Genomic DNA, 23,768 nt, shown 5'->3' with positions numbered 1-23,768 from the left:
GGAGGGCTTCTAGATTGGCAGTAAAACCGATCGTAACGTATCCGGCGGAGGTTCTTGAAACCCCTGCCGAACCCGTTGCGTCTTTTGATAAATCATTAAAGAAACTGCTCGACAATATGTATGATACGATGCTTGAGCTGGACGGAGTCGGGCTTGCCGCCCCGCAAATCGGCGTTTTAAAAAGAGCGGCAGTCGTCGATATCGGCGATGACACGGGCAGAATTGAACTGGTCAACCCGGAGGTCATCGAAGAGAGCGGCGAACAGACGGGCCCTGAAGGCTGTTTGAGCTTTCCCGATCTATACGGTGAAGTGAAGCGTTCGGATTATGTAAAGGTCAAGGCGTTCGACCGCCGCGGAAAACCGTTCACGATTGAAGCTGAAGGCTTTTTGGCGCGGGCGCTGCTGCATGAAATCGACCATTTGGACGGTATTTTATTCACATCAAAAGTTACGCGCTATTATGATGCGGAAGAACTTGAGGAAATGGAAGGATGATTGGATGACAAGGATCGTTTTTATGGGAACGCCGGATTTTTCCGTCCCGGTGCTCAGCACATTGATTGATGACGGCTATGAGGTGGTGGGTGTCGTCACCCAGCCTGACCGCCCGAAAGGCAGAAAAAAAGTGATGACCCCTCCGCCTGTCAAGGAGGAAGCGCTGCGCCGCGGCATTCCCGTGCTCCAGCCTGAAAAAGTGAGGGAAGATGCGGAGACGGACAGGATTTTGGCGCTTGAACCCGATCTAATTGTAACCGCGGCATTCGGGCAGATCCTGCCGAAAAAGCTCCTCGATTATCCGAAATACGGCTGTATCAATGTCCATGCCTCTCTTCTGCCCGAGCTGCGCGGAGGAGCTCCGATCCATTACGCCATTCTGGAAGGCAAAGAGAAAACGGGCGTGACGATCATGTACATGGTCGAAAAATTGGATGCAGGCGATATGCTTGCCAAAGTCGAAGTTGACATCGAAGAAACCGATAATGTCGGCACGCTCCACGACAAGCTGAGCAAGGCCGGGGCTGAGCTTCTTTCCGAAACGGTTCCGAAGGTCATTGACGGTTCGGCAACCCCTGAAAAACAGGATGAACGGGAAGCGACATATGCGCCGAACATTAAACGCGAACAGGAACTGATCGACTGGTCAAAGCCCGGCGAAGTCCTGTACAACCAAGTTAGGGGCTTGAATCCTTGGCCTGTCGCATACACGGTTTTAAGCGGACAGACGCTGAAAGTATGGGCTGCGAAAAAATGCGAAGCCTTAAAACAGGCAGAGCCGGGAGAAATCGTCTCCGTTGAAAAAGACGGCATTGTCGTCGCTACCGGAAATGGCACCGCGTTAAAATTAACGGAAGTGCAGCCTGCGGGCAAAAAAAGAATGAAGGCCGAAGATTTTGTCAGGGGAGCGGGTCTTCAAGCCGGAATGAAATTGGGTCATAGCGATGAAAAATAATGTGAGGGAAGTCGCGCTTGATGCACTGATTAAGCTTGACCAGAATCAGGCATACAGCAATCTTTTGCTTCAGTCTGTCATGAAAGCGAACGATTTAAGCGACAAAGACAGAGGCCTTTTGACAGAACTCGTTTACGGCACACTTCAAAACAAGCTGGCGCTCGATTATATGCTGAAGCCGTTTATTAAAAAGCCGGAAAAAGTGAAAGACTGGGTCATCCATCTGTTGAGAATGTCGCTGTACCAGATGGAATACCTGGAGAAAATCCCTGACCGGGCCGCCCTTTTTGAAGCTGTTGAAATCGCTAAAAAACGCGGGCATAAAGGAATTTCTTCATTTGTTAACGGCGTTCTGCGCTCTGTTCAGAGAGAAGGCGTGCCTTCTTTTGCTGATATTGCCGACCCGGTTGAACGCCTTGCGGTTGAGACAAGCCATCCGGAATGGCTTGTCAGGGAATGGACCGATGCCTACGGGTTCGAAGCGGCAGAACAAATCTGCCGGATTCACATGATCCCGCCGAAGCAGACGATCCGCGTCAACAGGCTGAAACACGACCGGGATACGCTTCTTTCCCGCCTGAATGAAGCGGGGATTGAGGCGGAAGAAGGCGACTTGTCCGAAGACGCTGTCAAACTGCAAAAAGGAACGATTGCGTCCACTCCTTTTTTCAAAGAAGGCGAAGTCACCATACAAGATGAAAGCTCAATGCTGGTAGCGCGAGCCCTCGGTCCTGAACGGGGAGAAACGGTGCTGGACGCCTGCGCAGCGCCGGGAGGAAAATCCACTCATATCGGCGAACTGCTCGAAGATACGGGAAAGATCATTTCCCTTGACCTTCATCAGCATAAAGTAAAGCTGATCAAAGAAGCGGCAGGCCGGATCGGGCTTTCCAACATTGAAGCAAGGGCGCTGGATGCCAGAAAAGCCGGCGAAGCCTTCGAACCGGAGCAGTTTGACCGGATTCTCGTCGACGCTCCGTGTTCGGGCTTCGGTGTCATCCGCAGAAAACCGGATCTCAAATACAGCAAAACGCCCGAAGACAGCGCGCGTCTCGCTGGGATTCAGCTGGCGATTTTAAACGAAATTGCACCTTTATTGAAAACAGACGGGACATTGGTCTACAGCACATGCACAATGGACCCGACCGAAAATGAACAAGTCATGCATGCTTTTTTGAAAGAACACGACGAATTTGAAGCAGACCCCACCCTCGCCGAGCGGCTGCCCGAAAAAGCGGCGCCGTATGTCAAGGATGGAAGCATTCAAATCCTTCCCCACTACTTCGGAACGGACGGCTTCTTTATTTGCAGCATGAGAAAGAAGGGATCACAATAATGGAATCGAAACAAAAAGTAAGAAAAGAATTGCGGGCAGAAAGACCGTCCATCTATTCTTTTGAAATAGAAGAACTGAAAAGCTGGCTTTCGGAAAATGGCGAAAAGCCTTTCCGCGCCGCGCAAATATTCGAATGGCTTTACGAAAAGAGAGTCACGTCATTTGAAAAGATGACAAACCTTTCAAAAGAGCTGCGGACAAAGCTGAACGAGCATTTCGTATTAACGACGCTGAAAACGGCCGTCAAGCAGACTTCACAAGATGGAACGATGAAGTTTTTATTTGAGCTTCATGACGGCTACACGATCGAAACCGTATTAATGCGGCACGAATATGGCAATTCTGTTTGTGTAACGACACAGGTGGGCTGCCGAATCGGCTGTACGTTTTGCGCGTCGACCCTCGGCGGCTTAAAGCGGAACCTGGAAGCCGGAGAGATCGTCGCCCAGGTTGTCAAAGTGCAGCAGGCGCTTGATGAAACAGATGAACGCGTCAGTTCCATCGTCATTATGGGAATCGGCGAGCCGTTCGATAATTTTCAGGAAATGCTTGCATTCCTGAAAATCGTCAACCATGATAAAGGGCTGAATATCGGGGCGCGCCATATCACCGTATCAACGAGCGGGATCATTCCGAAAATCTATGAGTTTGCAGACGAGAAGCTGCAGATCAACTTTGCGATTTCTCTGCACGCCCCGAACACTGAGATCAGAAGCCGGCTGATGCCGATCAACAGAGCCTACAAGCTGCCGGAGCTGATGAAAGCGGTCGATTACTACATTAAGAAAACCGGCAGAAGGGTTACGTTTGAATACGGGCTTTTCGGCGGTGTTAACGATCAGGTTGAACACGCGGAAGAGCTGGCTGAATTGCTAAAAGGAATCAAATGCCACGTCAACTTGATTCCGGTCAACTATGTACCTGAACGAGACTATGTCAGAACACCGAAAGAACAGATTTTCGCCTTTGAAAAAACATTAAAGTCTCATGGAGTAAATGTCACGATCAGAAGAGAGCAAGGCCATGATATTGACGCTGCCTGCGGACAGCTTCGTGCAAAGGAGCGCCAGGAAGAGACGAGGTGAATCAAGGTTGAAAACAGCCTTAAAAACGGACAGGGGAAAAATACGCCAGCACAATGAAGACGATGCCGGCATTTTCACAGAAAAAAACGGACTGGTTTTAGCTGTTGTCTGCGATGGAATGGGAGGTCATCTGGCCGGCGACGTCGCCAGCAGGATGGCCGTCTCAGCCCTTCGGGATATCTGGGAGGAAACCGAAGAAGTCCCGGCTTCGCCGGCTGAATGCGAAGCTTGGCTGAAAGAGCAGATTTCAGCCGTCAACCAAAAACTTTTCGACCATGCGAGGGCGCATGAAGAGTGCCAGGGAATGGGAACAACGGTCGTCTGCGCTTTATACACGGGAAAAACGCTGACAGTCGCCCATATCGGAGACAGCCGCTGCTATCTCCTACAAGGCGGTCATTTCATACAGCTGACGGAAGATCACTCGCTTGTCAATGAACTCGTGCGGACAGGGGGGATTTCGAAGGAAGATGCCGAACACCATCCGCGGAAGAACGTGCTGACAAAAGCGCTTGGCACTGATCCGGAAGTGAAGGTTGAAGCCCATACTTTTGAAATCGAACCGGGCGATCAAGTTCTATTATGCTCTGACGGGCTGACGAATAAAGTAGACGATGAGTCACTGAAGGATATGCTTACAGCTCTTTCTTCTGCGGAGGAGAAAGCGGAACAGCTCGTTCAGCTGGCCAATGACAACGGCGGCGAGGACAATATCACCGTCGCGCTATTGGAACTTCCTTCTCAAATAGAAGAAGGTGAAGACAAGTGTTAATCGGCAGACGGATCAGCGGACGTTACGAAATCCTGCGCGCCATCGGCGGCGGGGGGATGGCGAACGTTTATTTAGCGCTGGACATCATCCTCGACCGTGAAGTCGCGATAAAAGTGCTGCGGTTTGACTTCGTTCACGATGCCGATTTTATCAGGCGGTTCAGAAGGGAAGCGCAGTCCGCTGCAAGCCTCGACCACCCGAATATCGTCAGCATTTATGATGTCGGAGAAGAAGATGACATCTATTATATCGTGATGGAGTATGTCGAGGGGATGACCCTGAAAGAATACATAAACCGAACAGGCCCGCTTCATCCAAAAGAAGCGGTCCAAATCATGGAGCAGATCGTATCCGCCATCGCACACGCCCATGATAACCAGATTGTTCACCGGGATATTAAGCCTCACAACATTTTGATCGACCATATGGGCCACATTAAAGTGACCGATTTCGGCATCGCCATGGCGCTCAGCTCGACGACCATTACGCACACCAACTCGGTTTTGGGCTCTGTCCATTATTTGTCGCCCGAACAGGCGAGAGGCGGATTGTCTACGAAAAAATCCGATATCTACTCGCTCGGCGTCGTGCTTTTCGAGCTGCTGACGGCGCGTATGCCGTTTGAAGGAGAATCGGCGGTCAGCATCGCGCTGAAGCATCTGCAATCAGAAACGCCGTCGGTGAAAAGGTGGAACCCGGCTGTGCCGCAAAGCATAGAAAACATCGTCCTGAAAGCGATGGCAAAAGATCCATTCCACCGCTATGAAGCGGCCGAAGAGATGGAATCCGATTTAAAAACAGCTTTCGACCCGGACAGGCTCAACGAAAAGCGATTCACGATTCCAGCTGATGATGAGATGACGAAAGCTGTTCCGATCATCAAAAACCTGCCGGAAGACGAGAGCGGCGACAAGTCCGGCGACGGAGAAGCGGAAGCGGCTCCGTTATCAAAGAAAGAAAAGAAGAAGCAGTCAAAAGCAAACAAGAAGAAAAAAAGAAAGAAATGGCCGCTTATATTGCTGACGGTGTTTTTCGTTCTCGTTGTGTCAGCCGTCTTGGCTTTGACGGTGTTTCCGTCGCTCTTTATTCCAAAAGATGTAGCCGTTCCCGATGTAGCAGGCCTTGAGTATGAAGAAGCCGTCATCAAGCTTGAAGACGAAGGGTTTGAAGTGGATCCGAATGCTGAAGACATTGCCGACGATAAAATTGAAGAAGGGCTGATCGTGAAAACGGACCCTGCAGCCGGCGATATCGTAAAGGAAGGCTCAACTGTCAAGCTTTATAAAAGCTCAGGGAAAGAGAAAACAGAAGTGGAAGATGTGGTCGGCCAGAAAGTCGATGCCGCCAAAAAGCTTCTCGAGCAAAAGGGCTTTAAAAACATCAAGACAGAAGAGGTGCACCATGAAGAAGAAGCGGGCACCATCATCGAACAGGACCCTGCAGCCGGCACCGAAATCGTTGCCGCCGACGACGAGATCAAATTAACGGTCAGCCTCGGTCCGGAAGCCATTACTTTAAGGGATTTAAAAACATACAGCAAACAGGCGGCTTCGGGCTATTTGGACGACCATCAGCTTGTCCTTGTCGAAAAGGAGGCGCATTCTGAAGATGTGCCGGAAGGTCAGGTCATCAAACAAAAGCCGGGGGCGGGGGCATCCGTCAAGCCGGGAGACAAAGTCGAGGTTACGTTTTCGCTCGGACCTGAGAAAAAACCCGTCAAAACGGTGACCGAGAAAATTGATATCCCTTATGAACCGGGAGCGGAGGGCGAAGAACAAAACGTCCAAATTTCGATCGATGATGAAGAACACAGCATTTCCGACGTCTATGAAAATTTTAAAATCACGGCGCCGGCAGAGCGGACGATTAAATTCAGGATTGCGCCCGGGCAAAAAGGGTATTATCAAGTAACGATCAACGATAAAGTAGTCAGGTCAAAAACGATTGAATATCCTGAGGATGAATAAGGGAGGTGCGATATGCCTGAGGGCAAAATCATTAAAGCATTAAGCGGATTTTACTATGTTTTAGATGGTGATCAGATCATTCAGTGCAGGGGAAGAGGGGTTTTCAGAAAAAATAAAATCACCCCTCTCGTCGGCGACGATGTCGTCTACCAGGCCGATAACGATAAAGAAGGCTACATTCTCGAGATTAAAGACAGATTCAATGAATTGGTCAGACCTCCGATCAGCAACGTGGATCAGGCGGTTCTCGTGTTTTCGGCAAAAGAGCCGACATTCAGCACGTCGCTATTGGATCGTTTTTTAGTGTTGGTTGAGGCGGGTGGCATCAGGCCGATCATATGCATTACGAAAATGGACCTCGTGGATGATGACGCGCTCAAAGAGCGGATTCACCAATATGCCGATGACTACCGGAACATTGGGTACAGCGTCTATATGACATCGATGAAAAACGGAAGCGGCATCGAAGACATCGTCTCCCATTTTCAAGACAAAATCACCGTATTCGCCGGCCAGTCCGGCGTGGGCAAGTCTTCGCTTTTAAATGCGATCAGCCCCGACCTTGAACTGAAAACCGCCGGGATTTCCGCTCACTTGGGAAGGGGAAAGCATACGACCCGCCATGTGGAGCTGATCGATATAAACGGCGGGCTCGTCGCCGACACCCCGGGCTTCAGCTCGCTTGAGTTTGCCGGTATTGAAGCTGAAGATTTAGGGTCTGCGTTTTTGGAAATCAGCGAAAAAAGCGCCGAATGCAAGTTCCGCGGGTGCCTGCATATGAAAGAGCCGAACTGCGCCGTCAAACGCGCCGTGGAAAATGGTGAAATCGCCCAGTATCGCTACGACCATTATGTTGAATTTTTAACAGAGATCAAAGACAGAAAGCCGAGGTATTAAGATATGGTATATGTTGCTCCTTCGATTCTTTCAGCCGATTTTGCCCGTCTAGGGGAAGAGATTCGGGATGTTGAACAAGGCGGCGCCGATTTCATCCACATCGATGTGATGGACGGCCATTTCGTTCCCAACCTGACCATCGGGCCGCTTGTAGTGGAAGCCGTCCGCCCGATCACAGAACTTCCGCTCGACGTTCATTTAATGATTGAAGCGCCTGACCGCTATATACCTGCTTTTGCAAAAGCGGGCGCCGATATTTTGTCCGTCCATGTTGAAGCGTGCCCGCACCTTCACAGGACGATCCAGCTCATCAAAGAGCAAGGAGTCAAAGCGGGTGTTGTCTTGAATCCGCATACCCCTGTGCAGCAGATCGAGCATGTGCTTGAAGACCTTGATCTCGTACTATTGATGACAGTGAATCCGGGCTTCGGCGGACAGTCGTTTATTTCCTCAGTCCTGCCGAAAATCAGGCAGGTCAAGGAGATGGCCGAGCAAAAAGGGCTCGCCGACCTGCTGATTGAAGTGGACGGCGGCGTCAACAAAATGACGGCAAGACAGTGTATCGAAGCAGGGGCAAATCTGCTTGTTGCGGGCTCTGCCGTTTATAACGAAAAAGACCGCAAAAAAGCCATTTCCGATATAAAAGGTGCGCTTGGGTAAGGTTTCCCGATGAAAAAGAGCCGGCTTTCTCAAGCTGAGCTCTTTTTTTACGGCGTTTACAGAAAGGACAATGCGATGAAAACGATCAATATTGTAGCGGGAGGTCCCGATCATCTCATTCCCGACTTGCTGCAGTATCAGGACGGCGATGCGCTTTGGGTCGGGGTTGACAGAGGCGCTGTAACCCTTTTGGCAGCGGGGATCGTGCCTGATGAAGCGTTCGGGGATTTTGACAGCATCACAGACGAGCAAAAAAAGGCTATTGAAAAGGCGGCTCCCCGCCTCCATATTTATCAGGCGGAAAAAGATCAGACGGATTTGGACCTTGCGTTGAGCTGGGCGGTCGGACAGCGGCCTTCATGCATTAGAATGTTCGGCATTTCGGGAGGCAGAGCAGACCATTTTCTCGGGAATCTGCATCTCCTTTACACCGCGATGAAGCAAAATGTCAAGACCGTCATGATCGACCGCCAAAATACGATCAGCATGCACCCCCAAGGCTCTTACACCGTCATGCGTGATCAAACAAAACCGTACATTTCATTCCTGCCGTTTACGGAGACGGTAAAAAACCTTTCCCTCGAAGGATTTAAGTATTCTTTAAATAAGTGTCATATTGCTCTAGGTTCGACACTATGTATTAGTAACGAACTCATCCATTCACAAGGTGCTTTTTCGTTTTCTGAAGGCATATTAATAATGATAAGAAGCACTGATTAAATATCCTGGCGCTTCCGCTCGCTTTGTGTTTGGGATCCGATGTTGAAGGTGGATGCGGTTGCGGACTCTTTGAGGAGGGAAGGGAATGAAATTTTACACCATTAAATTACCGAAGTTTTTAGGGGGAATCGTCCGGGCGATGCTTGGCTCGTTTCGCAAAGACTAAGAAGCGCCGGGTGCGCTTTTTTTGCGGAGCGGGTCAAAGGGCTCTCCCCGGATGGCAAGCAAAAGAACGAAAAAACGCCTGCCTAAAGCGTACAGTCGCTCTTGGCAGGCGTTTATTTTTTCTTATACACGCTCAACTTTTCCAGATTTCAAAGCTCGAGCAGATACATATACTTTTTTAGGCTTGCCGTTCACAAGGATGCGCACTTTTTGAACGTTAGCGCCCCATGTGCGTTTAGAAGCGTTCATCGCGTGAGAACGAGAGTTGCCAGAACGTGATTTTCTGCCTGTAATAACGCATTTACGTGCCATTTGTTTCCCTCCTAACTATCAAAAAAAACATCATCATTCATTATCAGTTGATCACCTGTGATGCTTCAGATACTTTAATAATTTACCACAGCTGAAAACCGTTTGCAACTATTGATTGCTCTGCTTTCAAGAAAAATCCCTTGACATCTTGAAAAAATGAACGCGCTGTAGTATAAGTAGGGTTAGGTTTGGAGAGAAGCCTGCCTGTTCTTTTAAAAAGAAGGTCCTTATAGTAGAATGATGTTAACCAGAGGTCAGAAGCGAGACTCGAAAAGGAGGAACCAACGTGTCCATTGAATTCCGAACAAAATACGGACAGATTGATATATCAAACGAAGTGGTCGCCATGGTTGCGGGAGGCGCAGCGATCGACTGCTACGGGATCGTAGGTATGGCATCCAAGAACCAAATTAAAGACGGACTGACTGAAATCCTCAGAAAAGAAAACTTTGCAAGAGGCGTCATCGTCCGCCAAGAAGAAGATCGTATTCATATTGACATGTACATCATTGTCAGCTACGGAACAAAAATTTCAGAAGTGGCACATAATGTTCAAACAAAAGTCAAATATACGCTCGACCATACAGTGGGTCTTGCAGTGGATTCCGTAAATATTTACGTTCAAGGAGTACGAGTGACGAACCCGTAGTTAGGAGGAAAACAAGAGTGTCTATACGAAATCTGGATGGAAAAGCTTTTGCAGAAATGGTTCTGTACGGCGCACGCCATCTGTCTCAAAACGCAAATGTAGTTGATGCGTTAAATGTATTTCCGGTTCCGGACGGAGATACAGGAACGAACATGAATCTGTCGATGACATCCGGTGCAAAAGAAGTGGAGCAGATCGATGCCGCCAATATCGGCAAAGTGGCACAAAGCCTGTCAAGAGGGCTTCTGATGGGAGCGCGGGGAAACTCGGGCGTCATTTTATCCCAGCTGTTCAGAGGCTTTGGCAAATCGATTGAACAGAAATCGGAAATTAACGCCAAAGAATTTGCCGCCGCGTTCCAGGCCGGAGTGGACACTGCCTACAAGGCCGTCATGAAGCCTGTCGAAGGCACGATCTTGACGGTTGCCAAAGATGCGGCAAAAAAAGCAGTGCTCACCGCTCAAACTGAAACCGATATCATCAAGGTGATGGAAGCCGTCGTGAATGAAGCGGAGGCTTCATTGGAGCGGACGCCTGAGCTGCTTCCGGTTTTAAAGGAAGTCGGTGTCGTCGACAGCGGCGGAAAAGGGCTGCTTTACGTGTATGAAGGGTTTCTCGCTTCTTTAAAGGGAGAAAAGCTTTCTGAAAAAGCGGCCGCTCTTCCGTCATTGGATGATCTTGTCAGCGCGGAGCACCATAAAAACGCTCAAAGCCACATGAATACAGAAGACATCGAATTCGGCTATTGCACGGAATTTATGGTAAAGCTCGACAGCGGTAAAAGAAACTTTAATGAAGATGCGTTCCGCCAGGATTTAAGCGGCTTCGGTGATTCACTGCTCGTCGTCTCAGACGAAAATATCGCCAAGGTGCACATCCACGCCGAATATCCGGGGGAAGTCATGACTTATGCGCAAAAATACGGCAGCTTAATCAACATGAAAATCGAAAACATGAGAGAGCAGCACAGCGCGATTCTCAATCAGAACAAACAGGAGGCAGCTGCCCCGGCAGAAAAAGCGCCGGCTGAAAAGCAGCCGTACGGCGTCGTCACAGTGGCCATGGGAGAAGGAATCGCCGAACTTTTCGAAAGCATCGGCGCCACAAAGGTCATCGAAGGCGGTCAGACGATGAATCCGAGCACGGAAGACATCGTTCAGGCGATAAAAGACGCCAACGCGGACACGGTCGTGATTCTGCCGAATAATTCAAACATTGTCATGGCGGCGAACCAGGCCGCGGATGTTGCCGGACAACATGCGATTGTCATCCCGACGAAGACCGTTCCTCAAGGAATGGCCGCGCTCCTCGCATTCAACCCGGCCCTTGGAGCGGACGAGAATGAAGCCGCTATGCTCGGTGCGATCGGCGAGGTGAAAAGCGGACAAATCACCTATGCGGTCAGAGACACTAACATTGACGGCATCGATATTAAAAAAGGCGATTTTATGGGCATCTTAAACGGTAAAATCGTTGAGACGGCATCAGACCAGTTAGCAGCAGCGAAAAAGCTGCTCGCAGGCATGATCGATGAAGACAGTGAAATCGTCACTGTGATCAAAGGGGAAGACGCGCCGGAAGAAGAGGCCGAAGAACTCGCAGCCTTTATCAGCGAGACGTACGAAGACGTTGAAGTGGAAGTGCACGACGGAAAACAGCCGCTGTATTCCTACATTCTGGCTGTTGAATAATCGATCAAAGGCAGAAGGGCATGATGATAAAAGCCCTTCTCTTCTTTTGGCTTTTTTTAAAGCATCAGCCTGCTCGGACGTTGTCTGCTTGCCAATTGGGGAATGATCGATTAGTCTAAAAAAAACGGCTTTTTTTCCTCCGTACAGCGGGGGAATCTGTGTGTAAAAGGGGGATAAGGATGAAGTACAGAAGTGTGTTTGATATTATCGGGCCCGTCATGATCGGTCCGTCAAGTTCTCATACGGCCGGCGCGGCCAGAATCGGCAGAGTCGCCAGAAGCGTGTTTGGGAGGGAGCCGAAACAAATCGTTGTGTCATTGTACGGTTCTTTTGCCGAGACGTATAAAGGACATGGAACAGATGTTGCGATCATCGGCGGCCTTTTGGATTTTGATACATTTGATGAAAGAATCAAAGATTCGATCCGCCTAGCTGAAGAAAAGGGAATCGCCATCGAGTTCCGGGAAGAAGAAGCGGTTCCGACGCATCCCAATACAGCCCGCATCCTCATCTCTGATGATGAAGGCTCCCTTGAACTCGCAGGCATCTCAATCGGCGGGGGGAAAATCGAAATCATTGAGCTGAACGGCTTTGAGCTCAGATTGTCGGGAAATCACCCTGCTATTTTAGTCGTCCATAACGACCGCTACGGAACGATTGCAGGCGTAGCCAATGTGCTTGCAAAGTTCGCAATCAACATTGGCCATATGGAAGTGGCCCGCAAAGACGTCGGCCAGGAAGCGCTCATGACGATTGAGGTCGATCAAACGATCGATCCGGCTGTTTTTGAAGAATTGAGAGCGCTGCCGAACATCATTGAGGTGACCCAGATCGCTGACTAAAAGGAGGGTGAGACGATATGTTTCGAAATGTAAAAGAATTAATTCAGCTGACAAAAGAAAAGAACGTGTCCATCTCTGAAATCATGATCGCGCAGGAGATCGAGGTGTCAGGCCGGACGCGGGAAGAAATATTCGAGCAGATGGAAGCCAACTTGACCGTGATGGAAGATGCTGTGCAAAAAGGTGTTGAAGGCGTCGTGTCGCACTCCGGATTGACGGGGGGAGACGCCGTTAAGCTTCAAGCCTACCTCAAATCGGGCAAAGGGCTGTCAGGGGATGTCATCCTTGACGCTGTCAGCAAAGCGGTTGCGACAAATGAAGTCAACGCTGCGATGGGAACGATTTGCGCAACGCCGACGGCCGGTTCGGCCGGCGTTGTCCCGGGGACGCTTTTTGCGGTAAAAGAGAAACTTCAGCCGACGAAAGAGCAGATGGTCCGCTTTTTATTTACATCGGGAGCGTTCGGATTCGTCGTTGCCAACAATGCGAGCATTTCGGGAGCCGCGGGAGGCTGTCAGGCTGAAGTCGGCTCGGCCTCGGGCATGGCGGCTGCCGCCATCGTCGAAATGGCGGGCGGAACCCCTGAACAGTGCGCCGAAGCGATGGCCATCGCTTTAAAAAACGTACTCGGTCTAGTCTGCGATCCTGTCGCAGGGCTTGTTGAGGTGCCGTGTGTGAAGCGGAACGCAATGGGCGCAGCCAACGCGATGGTCGCGGCTGATATGGCGCTTGCCGGCATTACAAGCCGCATTCCATGCGATGAAGTGATCGATGCGATGTATAAAATCGGGCAGACGATGCCGACGGCACTGAGGGAAACAGGCCGGGGCGGTCTTGCTGCAACACCGACGGGCAAAGAATTGGAGAAAAAAATATTCGGAGGAGCGTCAGCTGCACGTGGAACACAATCTGCAACTTAGTATATCTGTTATAAAAGGCGTCGGGACGGAAACGGAAAAAAACGTTAAATGAGCTCGGAATCTATACGGTTCTTGATCTTTTAAACTACTTCCCGTACCGATATGACGATTATGAATTGCGCGATTTGGAAGAAGTGGCACACGACGAACGAGTGACGGTAGAAGGGAAGGTTCACAGCGAGCCTTCTCTTGCCTTTTACGGGAAAAAGCGGAGCCGCCTCACGTTCCGGCTATTGGTCGGAAACTATTTGATCACAGCAGTTTGTTTTAACAGGCCTTATTTGAAAAAAAAGCTTGCGATCGGTTCGATCGTTACCGTAACCGGAAAATGGGACAAGCACAGACAATCCGTGATGGTACAGGAGCTGAAAAACGGGCCGCACCAAGGTGACCAGTCGATTGAGCCCGTTTACTCCGTCAAAGAAAATATCACCGTAAAGACAATGAGGAAATTGATTCAGGAAGCCGTCCGCAGCCATTTGCCGTCTGCCGAAGACCCCCTTCCGGAAAAGCTTAGGACCGCCTATAAACTTCTGTCTTACCAGGAGGCGGTGAAGGCGATGCACAAGCCCGAGTCGAGGGAAGCTTTAAAACATGCGCGGCGCCGCTTTGTATATGAAGAATTTTTACTGTTTCAGCTGAAAATGCAGGCTTTACGGAAGTTCGAGCGGGAGGCGTCCGACGGAATCAGCCACACCTTTAAAACGGAAGACGTCAATTCGTTTGTCAAAAGCCTCCCGTTTCCTTTGACAAACGCGCAGGCGAAAGCGCTCGACGACATATTAAGGGACATGGCTTCAGGGTATAAAATGAATCGGCTTTTACAAGGAGACGTCGGATCAGGCAAAACGGCCGTCGCCGCGATTGCGTTATACGCCTCGCTGCTTTCGGGATTCCAGGGAGCGATGATGGTGCCGACCGAAATACTGGCGGAACAGCACGCCGATTCATTGGTATCCCTCTTTGAGCAGTACGATGTCAATGTTGCGCTTTTAACAAGCTCTGTGAAAGGGAAAAGGAGAAGAGAGCTTTTAGAAAGATTAAAAGAAGGAGAAATTGATATTTTGGTGGGGACGCACGCCCTTATTCAGGACGATGTCCATTTTAAACAGCTCGGTCTCGTGATCACCGATGAACAGCACCGCTTCGGTGTCGAGCAAAGAAAAAAACTGAGAAGCAAAGGGAAAGATCCCGATGTCTTGTTTATGACGGCGACGCCGATTCCAAGGACACTGGCGATTACGGTTTTCGGGGAAATGGATGTGTCCGTCATCGATGAAATGCCGGCTGGGCGAAAGCGGATCGAGACTTATTGGGTGAAGCACGACATGCTCGAACGAATTCTCGCGTTTATCGAAAAAGAACTGAAAAAAGGCAGACAGGCATATGTGATTTGTCCCTTGATCGAAGAATCGGACAAGCTCGACGTTCAAAACGCCATCGATGTGCACAGCATGCTGATCCATGCTTTCAGAGGAAGGTGGCAGATCGGTCTCATGCACGGAAAGCTCTCAAATGACGAGAAAGAACAGGTGATGAGGCAGTTCAGCAAAAACGAATGCCAGATTCTCGTTTCCACAACCGTCGTTGAAGTCGGCGTAAACGTTCCGAATGCGACGGTCATGCTGATCTATGATGCCGACCGGTTCGGTCTTTCCCAGCTGCACCAGCTTCGCGGCCGGGTCGGGCGGGGCGACCACCAGTCGTATTGCATCCTGATGGCAGACCCGAAATCTGAAACGGGCAAAGAGCGCATGAGCATCATGTCTGAGACGACCGACGGCTTTGAGCTTTCTGAAAAGGACCTTGAACTCAGAGGACCCGGGGACTTCTTCGGCAAAAAACAGAGCGGGATGCCGGAGTTTAAAGTCGCTGACATGGTTCACGACTACCGCGCGCTGGAAACGGCAAGAAGAGACGCTGCAGAACTTGTCTCTTCAAAGGCGTTCTGGACGGATGCCGAATATGAAAGCCTGCGGGAACACTTGCAAAACAGCGGGGTGATGGAAGGAGAAAAGCTGAGCTGACCTGGAAGTCCTGTGAAAATTTATTGTCGGCGGGTAAAGAAAGATTGCATTCTAATCTATGAAATTATATACTACTATTAGTACCTAGTCATAATTGCGCGGATGGTGTTTAAAAACATGAGAAAAAGTAAGAGAGAACGCCAAGAATTGCTGCAGCAGACGATTCGTACGACCCCGTTTATTACGGACGAGGAGTTAGCGGAGAAATTTAACGTCAGCATTCAGACGATTCGCTTGGACCGTTTGGAACTTTCCATACCTGAACTGAGAGAAAGAATCAAAAGTGTTGCCGAGAAATCTCTTGAAGATGAAGTCAAGTCTCTCCCGCTCGACGAGGTCATTGGCGAGATCATTGATTTGGAGCTGGATGAGCACGCGATTTCCATTCTGGAGATCAGAACGGAGCACGTTTTCAGCCGAAATCAAATCGCCAGGGGACACCATTTGTTTGCCCAGGCCAACTCGCTCGCCGTTGCCCTCATCGACGATGAGCTCGCATTGACGGCCAAAGCGGACATCCGCTTTACCAGGCAGGTCAAGCAAGGCGAACGGGTCGTTGCAAAAGCGAAAGTCGTAAAGCTTGATAAAGATAAAGGCAGAACGGTTGTTGAAGTGAACAGCTATGTTGCCGAAGAGCCTGTGTTTTCAGGCGAATTTGTCATGTATCGTTCAAAACAATCATAGAAGGTGGCGCGTAAGTCATGAAAATTGCTGTAGATGCCATGGGAGGAGACAATGCTCCCAAAGCGGTTATTGAAGGCGTGATGAAAGCGGTCGAAGATTTTGAAGACCTCGAGATTACGCTGATCGGCGACCGGGAAAAAATTGCCGCCCATTTAACGGAGCACGGGCGGATCACTGTCAAGCACGCGGAAGAAGTCATCGAGGCGACAGACGAACCTGTCAGAGCCGTCAGAAGAAAGAAGAATTCATCGATGGTTCTGATGGCCGGAGAAGTCGCCGAAGGCAGGGCGGATGCCTGCATTTCCGCCGGAAACACCGGAGCGCTTATGACGGCCGGGCTCTTTATCGTCGGCCGGATTGAAGGGATTGAAAGGCCTGCGTTGGCGCCGACATTGCCGACTGTCTCCGGAGACGGCTTTCTCCTTCTTGATGTCGGAGCGAATGTGGACGCCAAGCCCGAACATCTCGTTCAATATGCCATTATGGGATCTGTTTACGGAGAACAGGTGCTGGGCGTCAAAAATCCGCGCATCGGACTTTTAAACGTCGGAACCGAAGACAAAAAAGGAAATGAGCTTGCCAAGCAGACCTTTCAAAAATTAAAGGAAACCGATTTGAATTTCATCGGCAATGTGGAAGCGCGCGACATGCTGGACGGAGTCGCTGATGTCATCGTGACAGACGGCTTTACCGGTAACGTTGCCTTGAAAACGGTCGAGGGCGCGGCGCTGTCCATTTTTAAAATGCTGAGAACGACGCTGACTTCGAGCTTCACGGCGAAGCTCGCCGCCTCTGCGCTGAAGCCGAAGCTGAAAGAAATGAAAACGAAGATGGATTACTCTGAATACGGCGGAGCCGGATTGTTCGGCTTAAAGGCGCCCGTCATCAAAGCGCACGGATCATCTGACGGACGGGCCGTTTATCACGCGATCCGCCAGGCCAGAGAGATGGTCAGCCAAAATGTCGCGGCATTTATCGAAGAAAAAATTCAACAAAAAGCAGATGAATAGTCTGGAGGTTTTAACATATGGGCAAGATTGCTTTTCTATTCCCGGGCCAAGGTTCGCAGCATATCGGCATGGGACACGAATTGTATGAAAAAGAACCGAATGCAAAGAAGATTTTTGAAGAAGCGGATCAAACGCTTGAAACAAAACTGAGCACCCTCATGTTTGAAGGGGATGCAAAAGAACTGACACTTACATACAACGCGCAGCCAAGCCTTTTAACAGCGAGTACCGCAGCGCTTCAAAAACTGAAGGAATACGGCATTAAAGCCGACTATGCGGCAGGGCACAGCCTCGGCGAGTACAGCGCATTGGTAGCTGCCGGCGCCTTGTCGTTTAAAGACGCGGTTTATGCCGTCAGAAAGCGCGGCGAATTCATGAATGAAGCCGTGCCCGCAGGTGAAGGCGCGATGGCGGCCATTCTCGGCATGGACAGCCAGGCGCTGAAAGAAGTGACGGACAAAGTTTCCGAAAAAGGAAACCTTGTTCAGCTCGCCAATTTGAACTGCCCCGGGCAGATCGTCATCTCGGGAACAGCTAAAGGCGTCGAGCTCGCTTCAGAGCTTGCCAAAGAAAAGGGCGCAAAACGCGTGATTCCTCTCGAAGTCAGCGGGCCGTTCCATTCCGACCTGATGAAGCCGGCAGCTGATAAGCTTCGTGAAGTTCTTGATGCGTGCAAGATCAGCGATGCAGCCATTCCGGTCGTCTCCAACGTAACAGCCGACTTTGTAACAGATAAAGACGACATTAAGAATAAACTGATTGAACAGCTGTATTCTCCTGTGCGATTTGAAGAAACAATCAGCCGCCTGATTGACGAAGGCGTGACGACGTTCATCGAAATCGGCCCCGGAAAGGTTTTGTCAGGGCTTGTGAAGAAAGTGAACCGCAGAGTCAAAACGATTGCTGTGTCAGACCCGAACACAATTGAACTTGCCGTTCAAACGTTGAAGGAGGAAAACGAAAATGCTGGAAAATAAAACAGCCGTTGTTACAGGAGCCTCAAGAGGGATCGGCCGCGCGATCGCCCTGGACCTGGCGAAAAACGGAGCGAATGTCGTCGTCAACTACGCGGGCAATGAAGCGAAAGCGAACGAAGTCGTAGACGAAATCAAAGCGCTCGGCCGCGATGCGTTTGCTTTTAAAGCGGACGTTTCAAATGCGGATGAGGTTCAGGCGATGATGAAGGAAGCGGTCGGACGCTTCGGCACGCTTGACATCCTTGTCAACAATGCGGGCATTACAAAAGACAATCTGTTCATGAGAATGAAAGAAGATGAATGGGACGACGTCATTAACATAAACTTAAAAGGTGTGTTTAATTGTTCAAAAGCCGTAACAAGACAGATGATGAAACAAAGAAGCGGCCGGATCATCAACATCACCTCGGTTGTAGGCGTCGTCGGTAACGCCGGACAGGCCAACTATGTCGCGGCTAAATCAGGCGTGATCGGCTTGACGAAAACGCTGGCGAAAGAGCTTGCGTCAAGAAATATCACTGTTAATGCAATCGCTCCGGGGTTTATTTCGACGGAAATGACGGACAAGCTGACAAAAGATATTCAAGACGAAATGCTGAAGCAGATTCCGCTTGCACGGTTCGGCGATCCGTCTGACATCAGCAGCGCCGTTGTTTTCCTCGCATCTGACCATGCGAGCTACATGACCGGCCAGACGCTGAACATCAACGGCGGAATGGCTATGGTTTAAACGAAATCAAAAATTGAATTATCTCTGGTTTTTTAAAAACGAATCAACTATAATACTTGAGGGGAGGTGAATAGCTATGGCAGACGCATTAGAGCGTGTAACAAAAATCATCGTAGACCGCCTCGGCGTGGATGAAGCCGACGTCACTCTTGAAGCTTCTTTTAAAGAGGATTTAGGCGCTGATTCCCTTGATGTAGTTGAGCTTGTCATGGAACTTGAAGACGAGTTTGATATGGAGATTTCTGACGAAGATGCTGAAAAGATTGCAACAGTCGGTGACGCTGTGAACTACATAAATAGTAAGCAGTAAGCTCATTTAAAGTCCCGTTTAAAGACGGGGCTTTATCCCTTTATAAATGCGGCTTTAATTTTAATGTTTTGCTGCCCAATGATACACGAACCTGCCTTTTCATAGGAGGTGAGGTGAACTTGATGTGCCCATATGGAGGTTGCTATGTCAAAACATTCACATTTCAGAGACAAAAAAATGTTTCAAAAGAAAGCGGAGCAGTTTAAAAAGTTTCAGGAACGGATTTCGGTTCAATTTCAAAACGAGAAGCTTTTATATCAAGCATTTACACATTCATCTTATGTGAATGAGCATCGAAAGAAGCCATATGAAGATAATGAGAGGCTTGAATTTTTAGGAGACGCCGTTTTGGAACTGACGATTTCTCAATTTTTATACGCCAAATACCCGGCGATGAGCGAGGGTGATTTGACGAAATTGAGAGCGGCGATCGTATGTGAGCCTTCTTTGGTTTCCCTGGCCCATGAGCTTTCTTTCGGAGAGCTTGTTCTATTGGGAAAAGGAGAGGAAATGACTGGAGGAAGAAAGCGTCCGGCGCTTTTAGCCGATGTGTTTGAAGCTTTTATCGGTGCGCTCTATCTGGATCAGGGGCTCGAAGCTGTCGTGGCCTTTCTGAAAGCGTACGTTTTCCCTAAAATCGACGATGGTGCTTTTTCTCATGTGATGGATTTTAAAAGCCAGCTGCAGGAATTTGTACAGCGCGACGGACGAGGTATTCTGGAGTATAAAATCCTTCAGGAAAAAGGACCGGCGCACAACCGCGAATTTGAAGCAAACGTATCGCTAAAAGGAGAAGTACTTGGGGTGGGAAGCGGCCGTTCCAAAAAAGAAGCAGAACAGCATGCCGCTCAAGAAGCGCTCGCGAGGCTGCAAAAACACCATATGAAACAATAAATCCCCCTTGCAAAACTCAGGGGGATTTCAATGTATTTTAAGCCTTTTCGATGGGGTTATGATAGAATTGTAATACTTTAATACATAAGGAGGATCACCATGTTCCTCAAACGTTTAGACGTGATAGGATTTAAATCGTTTGCAGAACGAATTTCTGTAGATTTTGTAAAAGGCGTGACAGCTGTCGTCGGTCCGAACGGCAGCGGAAAAAGCAACATTACCGACGCGATCCGCTGGGTGCTCGGTGAACAGTCCGCCAAATCGCTCAGAGGCGGTAAAATGGAAGACATCATTTTTGCAGGCAGCGATTCGCGGAAAAAGCTGAATCTTGCCGAAGTGACGCTGACGCTTGACAATGACGACCGCTTTTTGCCGATCGATTTTCACGAAGTCAGTGTGACGAGAAGAGTCTACAGATCTGGGGAAAGCGAATTTCTCATCAACAACCAGCCGTGCCGTCTGAAAGATATCATCGATCTTTTTATGGATTCGGGGCTTGGAAAAGAAGCGTTTTCTATCATCAGCCAAGGCAAAGTCGAAGAGATTTTAAGCAGCAAGGCTGAAGAGCGGAGAAGCATCTTTGAAGAAGCGGCCGGCGTATTAAAATACAAAACGAGAAAGAAAAAAGCCGAAAACAAGCTGTTTGAGACACAGGACAATTTGAACCGTGTCGAAGACATCCTCCACGAGCTCGAGGGGCAGGTGGAGCCGCTGAAAGTGCAGGCTTCGATCGCCAAAGACTACCTTGAAAAAAAGGATGAGCTTGAAAAAATCGAAATCGCGTTAACGGCGTATGATATCGAAGAGCTTCACGGAAAATGGGAAGCCCTTCAGCAGAAAGTCGAAAAGGCGAAAGACGAAGAGATGTCTTCGTCTGCGGCCATCCAGGCAAAGGAAGCCAAAATCGAAGAGGCAAGAGACAAAATTCAAGCGCTCGACGAATCGGTCGATGAGCTTCAACAAGTGCTGCTTTTGACAAGCGAGGAACTGGAGAAGCTTGAAGGCCGGAAAGAAGTGCTGAAGGAACGCAAAAAAAAACGCGACGCAAAACAGAGCTCAGCTTGAAGAAGCGCTCGTCCAGCGCAGTGAAAAAGAGCGAAGCCTGAAAGAAAAAATCGCCGCGCAGAAGCTTGTGTTTGAAAAGCTCGAGGCCGAAGCAAAAGAGCTTGCCCGAAAGGTGAAAGAAAAGAATCAGGCTCTCTCCGGATACAGCGAAAATGTAGAAGAAGAAATCGAACAGCTGAAAAGCGATTATTTCGAGCTCTTGAACGAACAGGCATCCGTCCGAAACGAGCTTCAATTTCTTGAAGACCAAATGTCCCAATCCGCGGCGCAGCAAAAACGACTCGCGCAAAACAATGAAAAATATTTAAGCGAGCGGAAGGAAATCGCCGACCGAAAGATGAAAACCGAACACGAATTCAGCCTCGTCGACGAGCGCCTTCACAGCCAGATTCAAGCATTCAGGGACGCGCAAAAAAGCTACGAACAGAAAAAAAGCCAGTACGAGAAAAAGGAATCCGCCCTTTACCAGGCTTATCAATACGTTCAGCAGGCGCGCTCCAAAAAGGAAATGCTTGAAGCGATGCAGGAGGACTTCTCAGGGTTTTATCAAGGCGTCAAAGAAGTATTAAAGGCCAAGAGCGAGCTTCCGGGCATTCGCGGTGCGATTGCAGAGCTGTTAAAGACGGACGAGCGGTATGAAACAGCGATTGAAATCGCGCTCGGCGCAACGGCCCAACATGTTGTCACTGACGATGAAGACGCCGCCAGACGGGCGATTCAATATTTGAAAAAGCATTCGTTCGGAAGGGCGACCTTTCTCCCGCTTTCCGTCATCAAAGAGCGCCGCATTCAGTCGCGAGATATCGAAGCGGCGAAAGAAAATCCGTCGTTCATCGGCATCGCCAGCGAGCTTGTTTCGTTTGATCCGGCCTACCGGACCGTCGTGCAAAACCTGCTTGGCACCGTGCTGATCACCGAGCATTTAAAAGGCGCCAACGATCTTGCCAAACGGCTCGGCCACAGATACCGGATCGTCACCCTTGAAGGGGATGTCGTCAATCCGGGCGGTTCAATGACGGGAGGAGCCGTTAAGAAAAAAAGCAGCTCGCTTCTGGGACGCAACAGGGAGCTGGAAGCCCAGACAAAACGTCTCGCCGAGATGGAAGAGAAAACCGAATTGCTCGAAAAAGAAGTGAAAGCCCTGAAGCAGACGATGCAAGAGCTTGATGCCAAACTTCAGTCACTCCGCGAGGACGGGGAAGGCTTAAGAACCGAACAGCAGGAAATCAAAGGGCGTCTGTACGAACTCGAAATCGCCGAGAAAAACGTCAACAGCCATTTGGAGCTCTACGACCAGGAAAAATCGGCTCTGCTCGAAGGGGACGAAGACAAGAAACGGCGTAAAAAAGAGCTTGAAGAAAAGCTCACATCGATCGCCGGCGGGCTGAAGCGCCTCGATTCCGAAATCGAAGCCATGACGGAGCGGAAACAGACACAGACCTCGACGAAAGAAGCGCTGCAAAGCGAGCTGACCGATTTGAAAGTGGTGCTGGCGAAAACCGAACAGTCGTGTGCGAATGAACGGGAAAAGCTCACAAGGCTTGAAGAAGAGTATGCCGAGAATGCGGAAGCGCTCAAAATTGCCGAAGAGGATCTCTCTTTCTTGACGACAGAAATGTCCTCCAATACTTCCGGGGAGGAAAAACTTGAAGAAGCTGCGAAAAAGAAGCTGAACGACAAAAATAAAACCGCAGAGCTTATCGCATCAAGAAGAGAGCAGCGGATGAAACTGCAAAAAGGCCTTGAAACCGAAGAGCTGGAACTGAAAGAAATGAAGCGCCAGTATAAGCAGATGGCAGGCCTCTTAAAAGACGAAGAAGTCAAGCTCGGTCGCATGGAAGTCGAACTCGACAACCTGCTCTCTTTCCTGCGGGAAGAGTATGGACTTTCATTTGAAGGGGCGAGGGAAAAATATCCTTTGGAGCTTTCCCCTGAAGAGGCGAGGAAGCGCGTCAAGCTGATCAAGCTTGCAATCGAAGAGCTGGGAACGGTGAACCTCGGCAGCATTGAGGAATTCGAAAGGGTCAATGAACGCTACCTCTTCCTCTCGGAGCAGAAAGACGACCTGCTCGAAGCGAAAAATACGCTCTTTAAGGTTATCGAGGAAATGGATGAGGAAATGACGAAGCGTTTTGCGGAAACATTTGCACAGATCAGTTCTCATTTCGAAGACGTCTTCCGGGCGCTGTTCGGCGGCGGAAGAGCCGAACTCAAGCTGACAGATCCGAATGACCTGCTCCAATCGGGCGTCGATATTATCGCTCAGCCTCCGGGCAAAAAGCTGCAGAACCTGAGCCTGCTTTCCGGCGGGGAACGGGCCTTGACGGCGATCGCGCTCCTGTTTTCGATCCTCAAAGTCAGACCGGTTCCGTTCTGCGTGCTGGATGAAGTCGAGGCGGCGCTTGACGAAGCGAACGTGTTCCGCTTTGCCCAATACTTGAAAAAATACAGCCATGAAACCCAGTTTATCGTCATCACCCACCGAAAAGGAACGATGGAAGAAGCCGATGTTCTTTACGGCGTGACGATGCAGGAATCAGGCGTTTCCAAGCTGGTCTCAGTCAAGCTTGAAGAAACAAAAGAACTAGTTCAATAAAGCGAGG

At 49.6% G+C, this 23,768-nt stretch carries 21 protein-coding genes and 2 pseudogenes; 22 read left to right on the top strand and 1 reads right to left on the bottom strand.

Going from position 1 to position 23,768, the window contains the following annotated elements:
* Nucleotides 1-14 precede the first annotated feature (14 nt).
* The 10 genes from def to spoVM all read left to right on the top strand — a co-directional run bounded on the left by def (nt 15) and on the right by spoVM (nt 9,055).
* Entirely contained in the window at nt 15-497 is a 483-nt protein-coding gene (def, locus tag M1E03_RS12920; protein WP_020451347.1) for a peptide deformylase, read from the top strand.
* Nucleotides 498-501: 4 nt separating this feature from the next.
* The gene (gene fmt / locus M1E03_RS12915; protein ID WP_020451348.1) at nt 502-1,452 is read left to right on the top strand and encodes a methionyl-tRNA formyltransferase; all 951 of its coding nucleotides are present in this window, start codon (nt 502-504) and stop codon (nt 1,450-1,452) included.
* Complete coding sequence (rsmB, locus tag M1E03_RS12910; RefSeq protein ID WP_020451349.1) at nt 1,442-2,788, top strand: 16S rRNA (cytosine(967)-C(5))-methyltransferase RsmB; 1,347 nt, start codon at nt 1,442-1,444, stop codon at nt 2,786-2,788. The genes fmt and rsmB overlap by 11 nt, the downstream gene beginning before the upstream one ends.
* Nucleotides 2,788-3,873 carry a 23S rRNA (adenine(2503)-C(2))-methyltransferase RlmN gene (gene rlmN, locus M1E03_RS12905; protein ID WP_023857226.1) on the top strand — a complete coding sequence of 362 codons (1,086 nt, stop codon included), beginning with the start codon at nt 2,788-2,790 and terminating at the stop codon, nt 3,871-3,873. Before rsmB ends, rlmN begins: the two co-directional genes overlap by 1 nt.
* A gap of 7 nt (nt 3,874-3,880) precedes the next feature.
* Nucleotides 3,881-4,645, top strand: a complete 765-nt coding sequence (locus M1E03_RS12900) for a Stp1/IreP family PP2C-type Ser/Thr phosphatase (protein ID WP_026579742.1) — start codon at nt 3,881-3,883, stop codon at nt 4,643-4,645.
* Nucleotides 4,639-6,612: a Stk1 family PASTA domain-containing Ser/Thr kinase gene (pknB, locus tag M1E03_RS12895; protein ID WP_035338794.1), complete on the top strand. Its 1,974-nt coding sequence runs from the start codon at nt 4,639-4,641 to the stop codon at nt 6,610-6,612. Before M1E03_RS12900 ends, pknB begins: the two co-directional genes overlap by 7 nt.
* A 12-nt stretch (nt 6,613-6,624) precedes the next feature.
* On the top strand, nt 6,625-7,509 hold the full coding sequence (rsgA, locus tag M1E03_RS12890) for a ribosome small subunit-dependent GTPase A (RefSeq protein ID WP_096748089.1): 885 nt from the start codon (nt 6,625-6,627) through the stop codon (nt 7,507-7,509).
* A gap of 3 nt (nt 7,510-7,512) precedes the next feature.
* Nucleotides 7,513-8,169 carry a ribulose-phosphate 3-epimerase gene (gene rpe / locus M1E03_RS12885; RefSeq protein ID WP_039072720.1) on the top strand — a complete coding sequence of 219 codons (657 nt, stop codon included), beginning with the start codon at nt 7,513-7,515 and terminating at the stop codon, nt 8,167-8,169.
* Nucleotides 8,170-8,244: 75 nt separating this feature from the next.
* Nucleotides 8,245-8,889: a thiamine diphosphokinase gene (locus tag M1E03_RS12880; protein ID WP_025811376.1), complete on the top strand. Its 645-nt coding sequence runs from the start codon at nt 8,245-8,247 to the stop codon at nt 8,887-8,889.
* A gap of 85 nt (nt 8,890-8,974) precedes the next feature.
* Nucleotides 8,975-9,055, top strand: coding sequence for a stage V sporulation protein SpoVM (spoVM, locus tag M1E03_RS12875; protein WP_003221545.1), 81 nt, complete (start codon nt 8,975-8,977; stop codon nt 9,053-9,055).
* A 122-nt stretch (nt 9,056-9,177) separates the two neighbouring features.
* Here spoVM and rpmB read toward each other — a convergent pair whose 3' ends face one another.
* The gene (gene rpmB, locus M1E03_RS12870; protein ID WP_003181685.1) at nt 9,178-9,366 is read right to left on the bottom strand and encodes a 50S ribosomal protein L28; all 189 of its coding nucleotides are present in this window, start codon (nt 9,364-9,366) and stop codon (nt 9,178-9,180) included.
* Nucleotides 9,367-9,652: 286 nt separating this feature from the next.
* On the opposite strand from rpmB, the gene M1E03_RS12865 reads away from it, so the two are divergent.
* The 12 genes and pseudogenes from M1E03_RS12865 to smc all read left to right on the top strand — a co-directional run bounded on the left by M1E03_RS12865 (nt 9,653) and on the right by smc (nt 23,761).
* On the top strand, nt 9,653-10,015 hold the full coding sequence (locus M1E03_RS12865) for an Asp23/Gls24 family envelope stress response protein (protein ID WP_003181687.1): 363 nt from the start codon (nt 9,653-9,655) through the stop codon (nt 10,013-10,015).
* 17 nt (nt 10,016-10,032) lie between these two features.
* Complete coding sequence (locus tag M1E03_RS12860; RefSeq protein ID WP_458110468.1) at nt 10,033-11,706, top strand: DAK2 domain-containing protein; 1,674 nt, start codon at nt 10,033-10,035, stop codon at nt 11,704-11,706.
* A 179-nt stretch (nt 11,707-11,885) separates the two neighbouring features.
* Nucleotides 11,886-12,548, top strand: coding sequence for an L-serine ammonia-lyase, iron-sulfur-dependent subunit beta (gene sdaAB / locus M1E03_RS12855; RefSeq protein WP_020451357.1), 663 nt, complete (start codon nt 11,886-11,888; stop codon nt 12,546-12,548).
* 17 nt (nt 12,549-12,565) lie between these two features.
* Nucleotides 12,566-13,468: an L-serine ammonia-lyase, iron-sulfur-dependent, subunit alpha gene (gene sdaAA / locus M1E03_RS12850; protein WP_020451358.1), complete on the top strand. Its 903-nt coding sequence runs from the start codon at nt 12,566-12,568 to the stop codon at nt 13,466-13,468.
* Nucleotides 13,446-15,495, top strand: a pseudogene (gene recG, locus M1E03_RS12845) (ATP-dependent DNA helicase RecG). The gene sdaAA and the pseudogene recG overlap by 23 nt, the downstream one beginning before the upstream one ends.
* Nucleotides 15,496-15,612: 117 nt before the next feature.
* Nucleotides 15,613-16,179: a transcription factor FapR gene (gene fapR / locus M1E03_RS12840; RefSeq protein ID WP_020451360.1), complete on the top strand. Its 567-nt coding sequence runs from the start codon at nt 15,613-15,615 to the stop codon at nt 16,177-16,179.
* 17 nt (nt 16,180-16,196) lie between these two features.
* Nucleotides 16,197-17,189 (top strand): phosphate acyltransferase PlsX, encoded by a 993-nt coding sequence (gene plsX, locus M1E03_RS12835; protein WP_003181700.1) that lies wholly within the window; start codon nt 16,197-16,199, stop codon nt 17,187-17,189.
* A 17-nt stretch (nt 17,190-17,206) separates the two neighbouring features.
* Nucleotides 17,207-18,166 (top strand): ACP S-malonyltransferase, encoded by a 960-nt coding sequence (gene fabD, locus M1E03_RS12830; protein WP_458110467.1) that lies wholly within the window; start codon nt 17,207-17,209, stop codon nt 18,164-18,166.
* Nucleotides 18,153-18,896: a 3-oxoacyl-[acyl-carrier-protein] reductase gene (gene fabG / locus M1E03_RS12825; protein WP_023857217.1), complete on the top strand. Its 744-nt coding sequence runs from the start codon at nt 18,153-18,155 to the stop codon at nt 18,894-18,896. Before fabD ends, fabG begins: the two co-directional genes overlap by 14 nt.
* A gap of 76 nt (nt 18,897-18,972) precedes the next feature.
* Complete coding sequence (gene acpP / locus M1E03_RS12820; RefSeq protein WP_003181706.1) at nt 18,973-19,206, top strand: acyl carrier protein; 234 nt, start codon at nt 18,973-18,975, stop codon at nt 19,204-19,206.
* Nucleotides 19,207-19,350: 144 nt separating this feature from the next.
* Entirely contained in the window at nt 19,351-20,100 is a 750-nt protein-coding gene (gene rnc, locus M1E03_RS12815; RefSeq protein ID WP_023857216.1) for a ribonuclease III, read from the top strand.
* A gap of 99 nt (nt 20,101-20,199) precedes the next feature.
* Nucleotides 20,200-23,761: pseudogene (smc, locus tag M1E03_RS12810) on the top strand (chromosome segregation protein SMC).
* The last annotated feature ends 7 nt before the right edge of the window (nt 23,762-23,768 follow it).

This window comes from Bacillus sp. PK6-013, from assembly GCF_054161445.1.
This window is presented reverse-complemented; position numbering and strand designations above follow the sequence as displayed.